Annotated in this window: 8 protein-coding genes and 2 pseudogenes; 9 read left to right on the forward strand and 1 reads right to left on the reverse strand. The window is 68.9% G+C overall.

Annotated features, from left to right (window positions below; all coding sequences use genetic code 11):
- Positions 1-252: 252 nt before the first annotated feature.
- The 9 genes and pseudogenes from AN216_RS12115 to AN216_RS12150 all read left to right on the forward strand — a co-directional run bounded on the left by AN216_RS12115 (position 253) and on the right by AN216_RS12150 (position 16,272).
- On the forward strand, positions 253-4,911 hold the full coding sequence (locus AN216_RS12115; protein WP_070196673.1) for a beta-ketoacyl synthase N-terminal-like domain-containing protein: 4,659 nt from the start codon (positions 253-255) through the stop codon (positions 4,909-4,911).
- A gap of 70 nt (positions 4,912-4,981) precedes the next feature.
- Positions 4,982-6,754: an acetyl/propionyl/methylcrotonyl-CoA carboxylase subunit alpha gene (locus tag AN216_RS12120; protein ID WP_070196732.1), complete on the forward strand. Its 1,773-nt coding sequence runs from the start codon at positions 4,982-4,984 to the stop codon at positions 6,752-6,754.
- Between the two features lie 6 nt (positions 6,755-6,760).
- Positions 6,761-8,185, forward strand: a pseudogene (locus tag AN216_RS31280) (2-oxoacid:acceptor oxidoreductase family protein); the annotation flags it as partial.
- A gap of 180 nt (positions 8,186-8,365) precedes the next feature.
- A complete protein-coding gene (locus AN216_RS31285) occupies positions 8,366-9,037 on the forward strand; it encodes a response regulator transcription factor (RefSeq protein WP_170843106.1) in 672 nt (223 codons plus the stop codon).
- Between the two features lie 150 nt (positions 9,038-9,187).
- Entirely contained in the window at positions 9,188-11,104 is a 1,917-nt protein-coding gene (locus tag AN216_RS12130) for a 2-oxoacid:acceptor oxidoreductase subunit alpha (protein ID WP_070196674.1), read from the forward strand.
- Positions 11,105-11,201: 97 nt separating this feature from the next.
- Positions 11,202-12,214: pseudogene (locus AN216_RS12135) on the forward strand (2-oxoacid:ferredoxin oxidoreductase subunit beta); the annotation flags it as partial.
- A gap of 332 nt (positions 12,215-12,546) precedes the next feature.
- Positions 12,547-13,563 carry a 2-oxoacid:ferredoxin oxidoreductase subunit beta gene (locus AN216_RS12140; RefSeq protein ID WP_244502256.1) on the forward strand — a complete coding sequence of 339 codons (1,017 nt, stop codon included), beginning with the start codon at positions 12,547-12,549 and terminating at the stop codon, positions 13,561-13,563.
- Positions 13,564-13,763: 200 nt separating this feature from the next.
- Positions 13,764-14,816 (forward strand): EamA family transporter RarD, encoded by a 1,053-nt coding sequence (rarD, locus tag AN216_RS12145; RefSeq protein WP_079166514.1) that lies wholly within the window; start codon positions 13,764-13,766, stop codon positions 14,814-14,816.
- Between the two features lie 253 nt (positions 14,817-15,069).
- Positions 15,070-16,272 (forward strand): serine hydrolase domain-containing protein, encoded by a 1,203-nt coding sequence (locus AN216_RS12150; protein WP_244502433.1) that lies wholly within the window; start codon positions 15,070-15,072, stop codon positions 16,270-16,272.
- A 211-nt stretch (positions 16,273-16,483) separates the two neighbouring features.
- Here the strand turns inward: AN216_RS12150 and AN216_RS12155 are convergent, their stop codons facing one another.
- On the reverse strand, positions 16,484-16,999 hold the full coding sequence (locus AN216_RS12155) for a phospholipase (RefSeq protein WP_070196675.1): 516 nt from the start codon (positions 16,997-16,999) through the stop codon (positions 16,484-16,486).
- Positions 17,000-17,130: the final 131 nt, after the last annotated feature.

A 17,130-nucleotide genomic window follows, 5' to 3' on the forward strand; every position in this document is an offset into this window, starting at 1 on the left:
TCGAAGCGACTGAATGCGAAGCTAACAGGGTCGGCGGATACCCGTCTTCAGTACAACTGATGATTTCGGGTTCGGCACTCAGGGACGAGACTCGTCCTTTGGGACACGTCGGGGCCGGTCCAACCCGCTTCGAAGTCATACCAAAGGCCACTTGTGAGGGTGGTTCGCCACTGTCAGGGTCGAGACCGGAAGTACGGACCGCGCTATCGACCTCACATTTCTCACACCGTGCCACTTCAGAGGAAGGCTTCCATGACGTCCACGGAATCCACCGGGGAACAGGCAGACTTCGGTGACAAGCTGTCCCAGGCGCTGGACATGGTGTCCCGACTCCGCGGCGCGCTGGAGGAGCGTGACCACATGGCGCACGAACCGATCGCCGTGGTCGGGCTGGGTCTGCGTTTCCCGGGGTCCGCGGAAACACCGGAAGCATTCTGGAAGCTGCTCTGCGAGGGTACGGACGCGATACGGCCGTTCCCCGCGGACCGCTGGGACGCGACACCGTACGAGGCCCCCGACCAGGGCGTACCGGGCAAGGCGTACGTGACCCGCGCCGGTTACGTGGAGACGGCCGAAGAGTTCGACGCCCAGCTGTTCGGCATCTCACCGGCAGAGGCACTCGGCATGGATCCGCAACAGCGCATGGTCCTCGAGAGTGCCTGGGCGGCGCTGGAACACGCGGGCATCGCACCGGACTCGCTCCACGGGACTGGGACGGGTGTCTTCATCGGAGCCAGTACCAGTGACTACGTGCGCATGCGGCAGCAGTTCGGTGCCGCCGACGCGATCGACAGCTACCAACTCTTCGGAGAGAACAGTTTCATCGCCGGCCGGGTCTGCCACACTTTCGGCTTTCAGGGGCCCGCCCAGGTGGTCGACACCGCCTGCTCGTCCTCCCTGACCGCGGTCCACCACGCGATGCGCAGTCTGCGTTCGGGCGAGACCCAACTGGTGCTCGCCGGCGGTGTCAACGCCATCCTCGATCCTTACGGTTTTGTGCTGCTCAGCCAGTCACAGGCGGTCGCGCCTGACGGCCGGTGCAAAACCTTCGACGCATCCGCCAACGGATACGGCCGTGGCGAGGGCTGTGGCATCGTCGTACTCAAGCGCCTCTCGGACGCCCGGCGGGACTCGGACCGTGTCCTCGCCGTGATCCGCGGCAGCGCACTCAACCACGACGGCCGGGCCAGCGGAATCTCCGTGCCCAACGGCACTGCTCAGCAGGCCGTGATCCACTCCGCTCTGGCCGACGCGCGAGTGGCCGGCACCGATATCGGTTACGTCGAGGCGCACGGCACCGGCACGGTACTCGGCGACCCCACCGAACTGCACAGTCTGGAGGCGGTTCTCGGCGCGGGGCGGGACGCCACCGACGAGCTCATCGTCGGCTCCGCCAAGACCAACATCGGACACCTGGAGGCTGCGGCGGGCATCGCCGGGCTGATCAAGGCGATCCTCGTGGTGCAGCGCGGCGTGATCCCGCCCAACCTCCACTTCCACAAGCCCAATCCGATGGTGGAGTGGCACCGGCTGCATCTTCGGGTTCCCACCGAGACGGTGCCGTGGCCTCAGGACGGCCGCCCGAGGTCGGCCGGAGTCAGCTCCTTCGGCGCCAGCGGTACCAACGCGCACGTCATCGTTGAACAGCCACCAGAGCCCGATCCGGGCCAGGATCGGCGACAGTTGCCGCAGCACGCACAGTTGCTGGCCCTTTCCGCCCGCACCCCCGAAGCGTTGCGTTCCGTCGCAGCCCGGTACGCCGATTTCCTCCAGGACCTCGGCCGGAGCGCGGACGGCGGAGCCCTGCGGGATCTGTGCCACAGTGCCCACACTCAACGCGCGCATCAGGCCCACCGGCTCGCTGTCGTCGGTGAGTCGCCCGCCGCGATGGCGGAGCAGCTGTGTCGCTTCGCCGAAGGAGCGACCGGTACCCCCCAAGCGGGGAGGGCGCCGCTCCGGGCCCGCCCGAAAGTCGCGTTCCTCTTCAGTGGACAGGGCTCCCAGTATGCCGGCATGGCGAGCGAGCTGTACGCGACCGAGCCCGTGTTCCATGACGCGCTCCAGGACTGCGCTGAACTTCTCCGCGACCACCTGGGAAAGCCTCTGCTGGACATCGTGTTCGCGGCCGATGGCGCCGAGCTGGACCGTACGCGCTGGACGCAGCCCGCGCTGTTCGCTGTGGAGTACGCGCTGGCCCAGCTCTGGCTGTCCTGGGGCATCCGCCCGACAGCCGTCCTAGGGCACAGTGTGGGGGAGATCACCGCGGCGTGCGTCGCCGGCGTGCTGACGTTGGAGGAAGCGACCGCATTGATCGCGGCACGCGCACGGGCCATGGACGAACTATCGGAGCCGGGCGCCATGCTCGCGGTGCCTCTCTCGGAGACCGACGCCCTGGACGTCGTGGGCGACCGCGGCGACAGCGTGGCCCTCGCGGCGGTGAACGGTTCCGAAAGCACCGTACTCTCCGGAGCGTTCGCCGCCATCGAGGCCATCGAGGCCGAGCTGGGGGAGCGCGGTGTCACCGCCAAGCGATTGAAGGTTTCGCACGCGTTTCACTCGCCCCTGACCGAAGCCGCTTTGCCCGAACTGGGCCGCGCCGCCGCCGCGCTCACGCCCCGGGCACCGACGCTTCCCCTGGTCTCCAACGTGACGGGGGACTTCGTGGACGGCGACACCCTGCGGGATCCGGAATACTGGTGCCGTCACGCACGCGGCACCGTGCGGTTCCACGACGGATTGGAGACGCTTCGTAACTCCGGGGTGAGCACCTTCCTGGAGGTGGGGCCCGGCAGAGCACTGCTCGGCATGGGCGCACGCGCGATGCCGGACCACAGTGTGCAGTGGCTGTCGTCGGTGCGCGAGGGCGGTTCCGACGCCGCTGAGATCCGCAGAAGCCTCGCTCGGCTCTACCTTTTGGGAGCGCCGATCGTCTGGTCCCCCGAGCAGGACGGCCCCTGGCAGCGGATCGAGCTGCCGCTCTACCCCTTTGAGCGGCAGCGTTACACCTTCCCGGTGGGGGAGACGTTCACCGGCGCCCCCACCACGTGCGGCGGGGACGATTCGAAGGGAACCGGAGCCTACGACCTCAGCTGGCACCCTGCCCACACCTCCCTTCGGCGAGGGGGCGACGCCCTCGCGCGCCCCGGCCGCACACTGCTGCTCGCCGACGCCTCCGGCATGGCCGAGCTGCTCGCTCAGCGGCTGGAGGAGGCCGGTGACGAGTGCCTCATGTGCTACGCGACTGACGTCGCCCAGACCGGTACCGGCCGGTTGGAGACGGTAGGCGTCGACACCGTTGCCGAGTTCGTCCGGGAGGCGGGCCCGTTGGACAGGATCGTCCACATGTGGGGCCTCGATGTGCCGCACAGTGACGTGGCCGACACCGCGGACATGGCGAGAGCACGCGTCCTGGGCCCGGAGGCGCTCGCACAGATCGTGTACTCACTCGCCCGACCCGTCGAGAACGGCAGCGCTCCCGTTCCCTCGCACGACTCCCGGCTGTGGGTGGTGACGAGGGGCGCTCAGGCGACAGGCGAGGAGAGTGGCCCGCTGACGGTGGGGGCCGCGCCATTGATCGGTCTCGGCAAGACCATCGCGCTGGAGCATCCCGCGCTGTGGGGCGGCAGTGTCGATCTCGACCCGGAGGCCGATACGGACCTGGACGCCTTGGCAGCCATGTTGCTGTACGACATCGCCCCGGCCGAGGACCAGATCGCGGTGCGGGGCGGCAAGTCCCTGGTACCGCGGCTGACTCGGCGTACCGATGCCGATCCGGCGACGACGCGGGTGGCCGGGCCGGATGGCGTCTACCTGGTCACCGGAGGTCTCGGAGGCGTTGGCACACTGGTCGCCGACTGGTTGGTGGAGTCGGGGGCACGGCACCTGGTACTCGTCGGCCGCACCGGGCTCCCGCCCCGCGAAGTCTGGGACGATGGCACCCTGAGGCCGGAAACGGCCGAACGTGTCGCGGCTGTCCGGGCGTTGGAGCATCGGGGTGCAGACGTGCGGGTCGTCGCGGTGGACGTCTGTGACGAGACGGCCATGCGCGGTCTCATCGCCGAATTGCGCGGTGGTTCTCGGCCGCTTGCCGGAGTCGTGCACGCGGCGGGACTCTCCCTCGGCCAGGACCTGACCGAAGCGGAACCGGAGGTCTTCCGCGAGGTACTGCGACCGAAGACCGACGGTGCCTGGCTGCTGCACGAGCTGACGGCGGATCTACCACTCGACTTCTTCGCGCTCATGTCCTCCACGGCCTCCGTCTGGGGAGCCACACACATGGGTGCCTACACGGCGGCTAACCAGTTCCTCGACGCGCTCGCGGCACACCGTCGCTCCCGTGCCCTCCCAGCGACCACGCTCAACTGGGGCCGCTGGGACATGGTCAGCGGGTTGGGCGGGCGCGGAAAGCCGGAGCGGGAGGCCGCCACCGGATTCCGGGCCCTTCACCATGAAAGCGCGCTCGCTCACCTGGGATGCGCGCTCGCTAGTGGCGAGTGGCAGCGCATCGTCGCGGAGGTTGACTGGGAAGTAGTCAAACCGTTGCTGGAATCCCAGCGGGTACGGCCGATCCTGTCGGACATCGATTACCTGGAGGAGTCCGGGCCCGAGCGACAGGAGGAGGTCGACGAAGTTCTGAAGTGGGCACTCGGGCTGACCGCCGACGAGCGCGAGCACGCGTTCGACGACTACGTCTGGAGAGTTCTGGCAGAGCAACTTGGTGTGCCGCGTGCCGAATTCACGGGTGACTTCAACCTGCTGGACTTTGGCTACGACTCGCTGGGCGCGATGCGCACCCTCGCCAAGTTCCGTCAGGAGCTACGGCTCGAGCTCGACACCAGGCAGTTCTTCGAGATATCGGCCGACGGTTGGGGCCGTTACCTCGCCACGTCATTTCAGGAGCAGCACGACTGACTGGCGATGCGTGGCGCTCACAGAGTCCCTTGTGCAACTTCTCGACGCAGGAGGAAATGTCTCCATGGCCATACACAAGGTGCTCATCGCCGACCATGGCGAATCCGCCCTCCGCGTCGCTCGGGCATGCCGGGACGCGGGGATCGCGAGCGTAGCCGTTTACGCGGACCCAGACCGGGACACTCCGCACGTTCGGGCTGGCGATGAGGGGTTCGCGCTGGGCGGTGACTCACCGGACACCACCTACCTGAACATCTCCAAGATGCTGGTCGCGGCCAAGGCCACGGGGGCCGACGCGGTTCATCCCGGCCACGGTCTGCTTTCCCAGAGCGCGGACTTCGCGCAGGCCGTCCTTGGCGAGGGCCTGACCTGGATCGGTCCGTCGCCGCGGGTCATTCGAGCACTGGGCGACAGAGCCACCGCCCGGCGCGTCGCGCGGTGCGCCGGAGGCCCGCTGATAGCGGGCACCTCCGACCCGGTGGCCGGACCCGAGGAGGCGGTGGCTTTCGCCAAGGAGCACGGCCCGCCGATCGTCATCAAGCCGGCCGCCGGTGACGGGTGCGGTCCCAAGGTCGCCCACACCCTGGAGGAGGTTCCCGAGCTGTACGACTCGGTGGCGGGCGAGGCCGTGGCGGCTTTTGGTCGTGGCGAGTGCTTCGTGGAGCGCTATCTGGACCGGCCCCGGTACGTCCAGACCCAGTGCCTGGCGGACCAGCACGGCAACGTCGTCGTCGTCTCCACCCGCGACTGCTCACTGCGACGCCGCGACCAGAAGCTCGTCGAGGAGGCGCCCGCGCCGTTTCTGACGACCGAGCAGAACGCGCGGATGTACGCGGTGTCGAAGGCGATCCTCAAGGAGGTCGGCTACGTCGGCGCGGGCACCGTGGAGTTTCTGGTCGGCGTGGACGGCACCATCTCCTTCCTGGACATCCACACCTGTCTCCCGGCCGAGCACGCGGTCTCCGAGGAGGTCACCCGTCTGGACCTGGTCCGTGAGATGTTCCGCCTCGCGGACGGCGAGGAGCTTGGTTACGGCGATCCCAATCCGCTCGGCCACTCGATCGCGTTCCGCGTCACCAGCGCAGATCCGGGCCGGAACTTCCTGCTCACGCCCGGAACCGTCACCTCCGTCGTAGCGCCGTCCGGCCCCGGTGTACGCCTGGACACCAGTGTGGAGTCTGGCAGCGTGATCGACCCTGGCTGGGATCCGCTCGTAGCCAATCTGATAGTGACTGGTGCGACGCGTGAGCAGGCGCTGCAGCGCGCCGCGCGTGCGCTGGTGGAGTGCACCGTGGCGGGTGTGGCCACCGCTATCCCCTTCCATCGTGCCGTGGTCAAGGACCCGGCGTTCGCCCCCGAACTCACCGGCTCCAGCGAGCCGTTCCGTGTCCACACGCGCTGGATCGAGACCGAGTTCGGCAACGACATCCCGGCCTTCGGCCCGCCCTTCAGGGCCGTCGGAGCGAAGGGGGAACCGGACCGCGAGAGGGTGGTCGTCGAGGTCGGTGGCAGGCGCTTGGAGGTGTCACTGCCGTCCTCACTGGGCGTGAGGACCACGCGGGCCGCGGCGGTTGGCGGCGCTCGTCCCAAGCGTCCCCGACACAAGACTCCGGGCGTTTCCCTCTTCGGCGATACCCTTACCTCGCCTATGCAGGGCCTGGTGATCAGGGTAGCCGTCGAGGAGGGTCAAGACGTCAAGGAGGGCGACCTGGTCGTCGTCCTTGAGGCCATGAAGATGGAACAGCCCCTGAACGCACACCGCGCGGGGACGATCAAGGGGCTCACGGTGGAAGTGGGCGCGAGCCTGACCTCCGGTGGGGTCATCTGCGAGATCAAGGACTAGGTCGCGATGTCTATCAGCGTACATTCCTCTATCGTCGGCGATGGCACCAGGGCCCCGGTGCTGAAAGTCCAGCAGTTGGATCGGGTCATCATCCGGTTCGCGGGGGATTCGGGCGATGGTATGCAGCTCACGGGGGACCGTTTTACCTCGGAGACGGCGTCCTTTGGAAACGACTTGTCGACGCTGCCGAACTTCCCGGCCGAGATCCGAGCGCCGGCCGGGACGCTCCCCGGGGTGTCCAGCTTCCAGCTGCACTTCGCCGACCACGACATTCTCACGCCGGGGGACGCGCCGAACGTGTTGGTGGCGATGAACCCGGCCGCGCTGAAGGCGAACCTGCACGACCTGCCGCATGGCGCGGAGGTGATCGTCAACACCGACGAGTTCACCAAGCGGGCGATGGCCAAGGTGGGGTACGACGCCAGCCCTCTTGAGGACGGTTCGCTGACGGCGTACAACGTGCACGGGGTGCCGCTGACCACGCTGACCGTGGAGGCGCTGAAGGACTTCGAGGTGAGCCGTAAGGACGCCGGCCGGTCCAAGAACATGTTCGCCCTCGGACTGCTGTCCTGGATGTACAACCGGCCGACCGACTCCACCGAGGAGTTCCTGCGTACCAAGTTCGCGAGGAAGCCGGAGGTCGCGCGGGCGAACATCGCGGCGTACCGGGCCGGCTGGAACTTCGGCGAGACCACCGAGGACTTCGCGGTGTCCTACGAGGTGGCGCCGGCCACCAGCGCCTTCCCTCCGGGGACGTACCGCAACATCTCCGGGAACCTCGCGTTGTCCTACGGACTGGTCGCCGTGTCTCAGCAGGCGGACCTGCCGTTGTTCCTCGGCTCGTACCCGATCACCCCGGCCTCGGACGTGCTGCACGAGCTGTCCAAGCACAAGAACTTCGGTGTGCGCACCTTCCAGGCCGAGGACGAGATCTCCGCCATCGGGGCCGCGCTGGGCGCCTCCTTCGGCGGCGCGCTCGGCGTGACCACCACCTCCGGCCCGGGTGTCGCGCTGAAGTCCGAGACGATCGGCCTCGCCGTGTCGCTGGAGCTGCCGCTGCTGGTCATCGACATCCAGCGGGGTGGTCCTTCCACCGGCATGCCCACCAAGACCGAGCAGGCCGACCTGCTCCAGGCGATGTACGGCCGCAACGGCGAGGCGCCGGTGCCGATCGTCGCGGCGGCCACCCCGGTCGACTGCTTCACGGCCGCGCTGGACGCCGCCCGTATCGCTTTGACCTATCGCACCCCGGTCTTCCTGCTGTCCGACGGCTATCTGGCGAACGGCTCCGAGCCCTGGCGGGTGCCCGAGGTGGACTCGCTGCCCGACCTGCGGGTGCAGTTCGCCCAGAGCCCGAACCACGAACTGCACGACGGCACCGAGGTGTTCTGGCCGTACAAGCGGGACCCTCAGACCCTCGCNTCCCGGCCTCGCTTCCGTACTGCCCTCCCGTACGGCTCCGCGCCTGGTCGGAACCTCCACCGAACGGACGGGCCGTACGAACAACCTCCGCGCGGGTGTTCCCGTCTGGGAAGCTGGGTGCGTCACATCAGGGGCGTCACATCAGGGACGTCACATCGGGGGCTGGGCCAGCGTTCCGGCCCGGAACACATGGAGGACAGTGTGCGTGTGGTCGTCGCCGAGGACTCGGTGTTGCTCCGGGAGGGCCTCACGCGCCTCCTCACGGATCGTGGACACGAGGTGGTGGGCAGCGTCGGGGACGGCGAGGCGCTGATCAAGGCGGTCGCCGAGCTGTCCGAAACGGGGACGGCGCCGGACGTGGTGGTGGCCGACGTACGGATGCCGCCGAGCCACACCGACGAGGGCGTACGCGCGGCGGTGCGCCTGCGCGCGACGTATCCGACCCTCGGGGTGCTGGTGCTGTCCCAGTACGTGGAGGAGGAGTACGCGACGGAGCTGCTGGCGGGCTCGACCCACTCGATCGGCTACCTGCTCAAGGACCGCGTCGCCGAGGTGCGCGAGTTCGTCGACGCGGTCGTGCGGGTCGCGGAGGGCGGCACCGCGCTGGATCCGGAGGTGGTCTCCCAGCTGTTGGGGCGCAGCCGTAAGCAGGACGTGCTGGCGGGGCTCACGCCACGGGAGCGTGAGGTGCTCCAGCTGATGGCGGAGGGGCGCACGAACTCCGCGATCGCGGCGACGCTGGTGGTGAGCCACGGCGCGGTGGAGAAGCACGTCAGCAACATCTTCCTGAAGCTGGGGCTGTCCCAGAGTGACGGAGATCACCGTCGGGTGCTGGCCGTGCTGACCTACCTGAACTCCTGAGTCCGCGGAGGCGGGAGGGGGTGGAGGGTCGAGCCACTCGGAATCTACACCGATCGTCTCATGCGATCGTCCACCATGTGGCCGAGGTGCCGGGTTCTCCGCCCCGTAGGATTACGGTGGAGCAGCCGCTTCGAGGAGGTCGGAATTACCGTGACCAGTCAGGTCAGTAGCCCAGCCGGGCAGCCGTCGCCGGACGCGAAGGAAATCCAGCAGTTGGATCGGGTCATCATCCGGTTCGCGGGGGATTCGGGCGATGGTATGCAGCTCACGGGGGACCGTTTTACCTCGGAGACGGCGTCCTTTGGAAACGACTTGTCGACGCTGCCGAACTTCCCGGCCGAGATCCGAGCGCCGGCCGGGACGCTCCCCGGGGTGTCCAGCTTCCAGCTGCACTTCGCCGACCACGACATTCTCACGCCGGGGGACGCGCCGAACGTGTTGGTGGCGATGAACCCGGCCGCGTTGAAGGCGAACCTGCACGACCTGCCGCATGGCGCGGAGGTGATCGTCAACACCGACGAGTTCACCAAGCGGGCGATGGCCAAGGTGGGGTACGACGCCAGCCCTCTTGAGGACGGTTCGCTGACGGCGTACAACGTGCACGGGGTGCCGCTGACCACGCTGACCGTGGAGGCGCTGAAGGACTTCGAGGTGAGCCGTAAGGACGCCGGCCGGTCCAAGAACATGTTCGCCCTCGGACTGCTGTCCTGGATGTACAACCGGCCGACCGACTCCACCGAGGAGTTCCTGCGTACCAAGTTCGCGAAGAAGCCGGAGGTCGCGCGGGCGAACATCGCGGCGTACCGGGCCGGCTGGAACTTCGGCGAGACCACCGAGGACTTCGCGGTGTCCTACGAGGTGGCGCCGGCCACCAGCGCCTTCCCTCCGGGGACGTACCGCAACATCTCCGGGAACCTCGCGTTGTCCTACGGACTGGTCGCCGTGTCTCAGCAGGCGGACCTGCCGTTGTTCCTCGGCTCGTACCCGATCACCCCGGCCTCGGACGTGCTGCACGAGCTGTCCAAGCACAAGAACTTCGGTGTGCGCACTTTCCAGGCCGAGGACGAGATCTCCGCCATCGGGGCCGCGCTGGGCGCCTCCTTCGGCGGCGCGCTCGGCGTGACCACCACCTCCGGCCCGGGTGTCGCGCTGAAGTCCGAGACGATCGGCCTCGCCGTGTCGCTGGAGCTGCCGCTGCTGGTCATCGACATCCAGCGGGGTGGTCCTTCCACCGGCATGCCCACCAAGACCGAGCAGGCCGACCTGCTCCAGGCGATGTACGGCCGCAACGGCGAGGCGCCGGTGCCGATCGTCGCGGCGGCCACCCCGGTCGACTGCTTCACGGCCGCGCTGGACGCCGCCCGTATCGCTTTGACCTATCGCACCCCGGTCTTCCTGCTGTCCGACGGCTATCTGGCGAACGGCTCCGAGCCCTGGCGGGTGCCCGAGGTGGACTCGCTGCCCGACCTGCGGGTGCAGTTCGCCCAGAGCCCGAACCACGAACTGCACGACGGCACCGAGGTGTTCTGGCCGTACAAGCGGGACCCTCAGACCCTCGCGCGTCCGTGGGCGGTGCCCGGTACCCCGGGGCTGGAGCACCGGATCGGCGGCATCGAGAAGCAGGACGGCACGGGGAACATCAGCTACGACCCGGCCAACCACGACCACATGGTCCGCACCCGGCAAGCCAAGGTGGACGGCGTCGAGGTGCCCTCGATCGAGGTCGACGACCCCGGCGCGGAGCACGAGGGACCGGCCCGGCTGCTGGTGCTGGGCTGGGGTTCGACGTACGGACCGATCACCGCCGCCGTACGCCGGGTGCGCCGGGCCGGCGACCGGGTGGCACAGGCTCACCTGCGGCACCTCAACCCCCTCCCGCCGAACCTGGGCGAGGTACTGCGCGGCTACGACAAGGTGCTCGTGCCGGAGATGAACCTCGGCCAACTGGCCACCCTCGTACGCGCCACATACCTCGTCGACGCCGAGTCCTACACCCAGGTCCGCGGCCTGCCGTTCAAGGCGGAGCAGCTCGCGGACGCTCTCAAGGAGGCCATCACAAATGGCTGAGCACCTGTCCGGCACCCTCACAGGGAGCCTTCCCCTCGCCGAGGACGACAGCCAGCAACCGCTGTCCCTGGTCCCGAAGGCCGAGGGCACACAGTCGATGAAGGACTTCAAGTCGGACCAGGAGGTCCGCTGGTGCCCCGGCTGCGGTGACTACGCCGTGCTGGCCGCGGTGCAGGGCTTCATGCCGGAACTGGGGCTGGCCAAGGAGAACATCGTCTTCGTCTCCGGGATCGGCTGCTCGTCCCGCTTCCCGTACTACATGAACACCTACGGGATGCACTCCATCCACGGTCGGGCCCCGGCCATCGCGACCGGGCTGGCCTCCGCCCGCCGGGACCTGTCGGTGTGGGTGGTCACCGGGGACGGGGACGCCCTGTCGATCGGCGGCAACCACCTGATCCACACCCTGCGACGGAACGTCAACCTGAAGATTCTGCTGTTCAACAACCGGATCTACGGCCTCACCAAGGGCCAGTACTCCCCCACCTCGGAGCCGGGGAAGATCACCAAGTCGACCCCGATGGGCTCGCTGGACTCGCCGTTCAACCCGGTGTCGCTGGCCCTGGGCGCGGAGGCGTCCTTCGTGGCCCGCACGGTCGACTCGGACCGCAAGCACCTCACCTCGGTGCTGCGGGCCGCGGCCGACCATCCCGGCACGGCGCTGGTGGAGATCTACCAGAACTGCAACATCTTCAACGACGGCGCCTTCGAGGTCCTCAAGGACAAGCAGCAAGCGCAGGAGGCGGTCATCCGGCTGGAGCACGGCGAACCCATCCGGTTCGGGCTCCCCGCCCAGGACGGTCTGGGCGAGCGCGGTGTCATACGCGACCCGGCGACCGGCGAACTGCGGATCGTCGAGGTGGCCGAGCACGGCACGGACGGCATCCTCGTGCACGACGCGCACGCCGAGTCGCCCGGCACGGCCTTCGCGCTCTCCCGACTGGCCGACCCGGACACCCTGCACCGTACGCCGATCGGCGTGCTGCGGGACGTACGCCGTCCGGTCTACGAGAAGCTGATGGCCGATCAGCTCGAGGACGCTATGCAGCAGCAGGGCAAGGGCGACCTCGGCACGCTCCTGGCGGGCCGGGACACCTGGACAGTCGTCGGNGACCGGGTGGCACAGGCTCACCTGCGGCACCTCAACCCCCTCCCGCCGAACCTGGGCGAGGTACTGCGCGGCTACGACAAGGTGCTCGTGCCGGAGATGAACCTCGGCCAACTGGCCACCCTCGTACGCGCCACATACCTCGTCGACGCCGAGTCCTACACCCAGGTCCGCGGCCTGCCGTTCAAGGCGGAGCAGCTCGCGGACGCTCTCAAGGAGGCCATCACAAATGGCTGAGCACCTGTCCGGCACCCTCACAGGGAGCCTTCCCCTCGCCGAGGACGACAGCCAGCAACCGCTGTCCCTGGTCCCGAAGGCCGAGGGCACACAGTCGATGAAGGACTTCAAGTCGGACCAGGAGGTCCGCTGGTGCCCCGGCTGCGGTGACTACGCCGTGCTGGCCGCGGTGCAGGGCTTCATGCCGGAACTGGGGCTGGCCAAGGAGAACATCGTCTTCGTCTCCGGGATCGGCTGCTCGTCCCGCTTCCCGTACTACATGAACACCTACGGGATGCACTCCATCCACGGTCGGGCCCCGGCCATCGCGACCGGGCTGGCCTCCGCCCGCCGGGACCTGTCGGTGTGGGTGGTCACCGGGGACGGGGACGCCCTGTCGATCGGCGGCAACCACCTGATCCACACCCTGCGACGGAACGTCAACCTGAAGATTCTGCTGTTCAACAACCGGATCTACGGCCTCACCAAGGGCCAGTACTCCCCCACCTCGGAGCCGGGGAAGATCACCAAGTCGACCCCGATGGGCTCGCTGGACTCGCCGTTCAACCCGGTGTCGCTGGCCCTGGGCGCGGAGGCGTCCTTCGTGGCCCGCACGGTCGACTCGGACCGCAAGCACCTCACCTCGGTGCTGCGGGCCGCGGCCGACCATCCCGGCACGGCGCTGGTGGAGATCTACCAGAACTGCAACATCTTCAACGACGGCGCCTTCGAGGTCCTCAAGGACAAGCAGCAAGCGCAGGAGGCGGTCATCCGGCTGGAGCACGGCGAACCCATCCGGTTCGGGCTCCCCGCCCAGGACGGTCTGGGCGAGCGCGGTGTCATACGCGACCCGGCGACCGGCGAACTGCGGATCGTCGAGGTGGCCGAGCACGGCACGGACGGCATCCTCGTGCACGACGCGCACGCCGAGTCGCCCGGCACGGCCTTCGCGCTCTCCCGACTGGCCGACCCGGACACCCTGCACCGTACGCCGATCGGCGTGCTGCGGGACGTACGCCGTCCGGTCTACGAGAAGCTGATGGCCGATCAGCTCGAGGACGCTATGCAGCAGCAGGGCAAGGGCGACCTCGGCACGCTCCTGGCGGGCCGGGACACCTGGACAGTCGTCGGCTGACCGGAGCGTCGGGGCCACCGCACGCCGGGGTGAACCCGTAGCGGATCAACACGGCACACCGCCCGGCTGTCATGACCGTCACAGAAAACGGAAATGACAGCCGGGCGGTCACGCGTTAGCTTCGTCGAGTCGCCTCAGAGCGTCTGGCGGCAGGGTGCCGCTCACCCACAGCCGAACGCGCTTACCCGCAGGAGGTCCCGATGCAGTCCGACAGTCAGGCCCGCACGGGCCTGCTCTTCGGTTTCGCCGCGTACGGGATGTGGGGTCTCCTCCCGCTCTACTGGCACCTCCTCGAATCCACCGACGCCACCGAGGTGCTGGCCCACCGGATGACGTGGTCGCTGCCCACCGCCGCCCTGGTGTTGCTGCTGCTGCGCCGCTGGTCCTGGATACGGCCGCTGCTGCGGCAGCCGCGCAAGCTCGGGCTGATCTTCCTGGCCGCCCTGGTCATCTCGCTGAACTGGGGCCTGTTCATCTGGTCGGTGGCGCACGAGCGGGTGCTCGAGGCGTCCCTCGGCTACTTCATCAACCCGCTGATGTCCATCGCCTTCGGCGTGCTGCTGCTGCGCGAACGGCTGCGGCCCGCGCAGTGGACGGCGGTGGGCATCGGCGCGCTGGCGGTGATCGTACTGACGGTGGGGTACGGCCAGGTGCCCTGGCTGTCGCTCAGCCTGGCACTGACCTTCGCGACGTACGGCCTGCTCAAGAAGCGCGTCAAGCTGGACGGCGTGGAGAGTTTCAGCGCCGAGACCGCCATGCAGTTCCTGCCGGCGCTGGGTTTCCTGCTCTACCTCAGCGCGCGTGGCGACGCCAGCTTCACCACCGAGGGGCTGGGCCACGGGCTGCTGCTCGCCTTCACCGGCCTGGCCACCGCGCTGCCGCTGATCTTCTTCGGCGCGGCGGCCGTACGCCTGCCGCTGTCGACGCTCGGGCTGTTGCAGTACCTCGCGCCGGTCTCGATGTTCCTCCTCGGCCTCTTCGTCTTCGACGAGCCGATGCCGCCCGAACGCTGGACCGGCTTCCTGCTCGTATGGGCCGCACTGACCCTGCTCACCTGGGACGCGCTACGCCGTGCGCAGCGGGGCCGGGCGGAACTGCGGGCCGGCCGTACCGCGGAACGCGCGGCCGTGCGGGCGGCCTCCGCGCGGGGCTCCTCCGACCAAGCCACCTCCGGTGGTCCCACCGGATACGCCGACCGCGCGACCCCAACCGACGCCCCGAGGGAGGAGCGGCCGGAAACCAGCCAGTCCTAGTGCCTCGAGCCGGGTGCCGTTCCGGGCCACGCCGAGCGGTCGTACCCGTGCTTCGGCGGTGACGGTGACCGGAGGTACCGGGCGGTACGGCACATCCGGACGGCGACCGCCGCCGTGGGCGGTGACGGACGGTTCTCGGGAAGGGGGACAACCCCACCACCGATCCGGATGATCACCCCATCGCGCTGACCCGCGCCCGATGGGCAAGGTGCGGGGCACAGGGCGGCTGCGGTCGAGAAGGAACGCCGCGGCCATGATGTCGAGATTCGGGGAACACGTGACGAAGCACAAGCGAGCGCTCGCGAGCGCCCTCACACTCGCCGTGGCGATCGGTGTAGCGGGGGCCACCCTCCCGGGCAGCACCGCCACCACGGCCACCGCCGCGGAGTCCCCCACCACCACCGACGACAGCCGGCTGCATGACCTCCTGCGGCGGCTGACCACCGTCGACGGCGCGCCCGGTGCCCTCGCCGAGGTGCGGGACCAGCGCGGCAGCACCGTGCTGACCAGCGGCGTCGGAAACGTGCGGAGCGAGGAGCCGGTGCACCGCGACAGCAGATTCCGGATCGGCAGCATGACCAAGATGTTCACGGCCACAGCCGTGCTCCAACTGGTGGGCGAGCGTCAGGTGGACCTCGACGCCCCGGTGGAACGCTACCTGCCCGGCGTCGTCCGCGGGCACGGCAACGACGGACGCGAGATCACCGTCCGCCAGCTGCTCCAGCACACCAGCGGCCTGCCCGACTTCCTCGACTACCTGAAGCCGCAGGAGGTCATCGAGGATCCGCTGGCCCGCCACGACCCCCGCGACCTCGTGGACACGGCGCTGGAGCACCCCCCGGTCTTCGAGCCAGGCTCCGACTGGGGCTACTCCAACACGGGCTACCTGCTGGCCGGCATGATCATCGAGAGGGTGACCGGCCACACCTACGGCGAGGTGATCCGCGAGCGCATCATCGAACCGCTGCGCCTGCGCGAGACGTTCGTGCCGCGCGACGCGGAGATCCCCCGCCCGCGCCCCCGCGGATACGCGCAGCCCGGCGAGGACGCGCCGCTCCTGGACATCACGAGGGTCGACCCCTCCGTCGGGGGCGCAGCCGGCGGAATGATCTCCAGTGGCACCGATGTCAACCGGTTCCTGGACGCTCTCCTTCGCGGGGACCTGCTGCGCCCGGCCCAGCTCCGGGAGATGATGACGACCCGGTCCACGGGCAGCGCGGACGGTCGCGCGTACGGCCTCGGCCTGGAGACCCGGAAGCTACCCGGCGGAGACCGCTACTGGGGGCACACCGGTGACTTCCTGGGGTACGAGACGATGGCCGCCGCCACGGTCGACGGCAGGGGGGCGACGGTCATGGTGAACCTCGGCCCGGGCGGTTCGGACGCGCAGAGCGACGACATCGAGGCGGCCGTCCGGACGGCACTCTCCGAGGGTCGCCCCGCGGCCCGTCGGTAGCCCGGGAACGACCCGGCTCGCGTCGTTCCGGCGCCGTCCGCGCGGGTGGTCAGCCAACTCCCCCCGATCGGCGCCGGGTTCCTCCCACCCCGAGCACCGCCTGCCCAGCGTCCGGCCCACCCCGGACGGTCACCCAAGCGTCCCGGGAACGATGACCGGGCAGCCCGCGCACATGCCAGGGCAGCCCGGTCGATCCGTCGTACGCGGCCGATCAGCTGGTGGGCTGCGCCACCTGAACGGGCTTGCCGGTCTGCACCGAGACGTCGGCGGCCGACAGCCCGAGGTTGGACACGGCCTGGTAGTACGTCCAGGCCAGGCTGTCGCAGGCGGTCTTCTGCGCGCCGGAGTAGGTGTTGCAGACCCGCTTCAGGTCGGCGTGGAAGGCGTTGTCCAGCCGGGGCTTGTTGGCCTCGAACTGCCCGACGTCCTTGTAGTTGCGGTAGCCGAAGTCATGTCTGACACAGGCGTTCTCGAAGGGGAAGCCGAACGGGTTGTCCGGGGAGGAGCTGCACTTGTCGGTGCTCCAGTCGAAGCCGTACGCCGCCCAGTCCCCCTGGTTCGCCTGTGCGTTCAGGAAGGCGTCCTGGCTGCTGGCGCTGGTCTGGCTCCAGCCGGACATCACGTCCAGCTTGTCCGCGGGTGCCGCGTTCGCGGGCGCGGCCACGGCGAGCGCCGCCGCCAGGGCCGTACCTGTCGCGAACGCTCCGGTGATCAACTGACGGCGCATGGGGTTCCTCCGAAGTGAGGGGGCCCGCCGGGCGGGCTACGGACGAAGGCCGCGCTTCCATCCGGGACGTCCGGGACGCCCGGTGGAAGCGCCGTCAGTATTCACTTCGGAGCGTGCGGAAGCCACCAATC

The organism is Streptomyces oceani (assembly GCF_001751245.1).
Taxonomy (GTDB): Bacteria; Actinomycetota; Actinomycetes; order Streptomycetales; family Streptomycetaceae; genus Streptomyces; species Streptomyces oceani.

What these genes read in the sequence shown, in the direction of transcription:
- AN216_RS12155 (WP_070196675.1), bottom strand. Translation starts at nt 16,999, where the DNA reads ATGCGCCGTCAGTTGATCACCGGAGCGTTCGCGACAGGTACGGCCCTG.
- AN216_RS12115 (WP_070196673.1), top strand. Translation starts at nt 253, where the DNA reads ATGACGTCCACGGAATCCACCGGGGAACAGGCAGACTTCGGTGACAAG.
- AN216_RS12150 (WP_244502433.1), top strand. Translation starts at nt 15,070, where the DNA reads ATGATGTCGAGATTCGGGGAACACGTGACGAAGCACAAGCGAGCGCTC.
- AN216_RS31285 (WP_170843106.1), top strand. Translation starts at nt 8,366, where the DNA reads ATGGAGGACAGTGTGCGTGTGGTCGTCGCCGAGGACTCGGTGTTGCTC.
- rarD (WP_079166514.1), top strand. Translation starts at nt 13,764, where the DNA reads ATGCAGTCCGACAGTCAGGCCCGCACGGGCCTGCTCTTCGGTTTCGCC.
- AN216_RS12140 (WP_244502256.1), top strand. Translation starts at nt 12,547, where the DNA reads ATGAAGGACTTCAAGTCGGACCAGGAGGTCCGCTGGTGCCCCGGCTGC.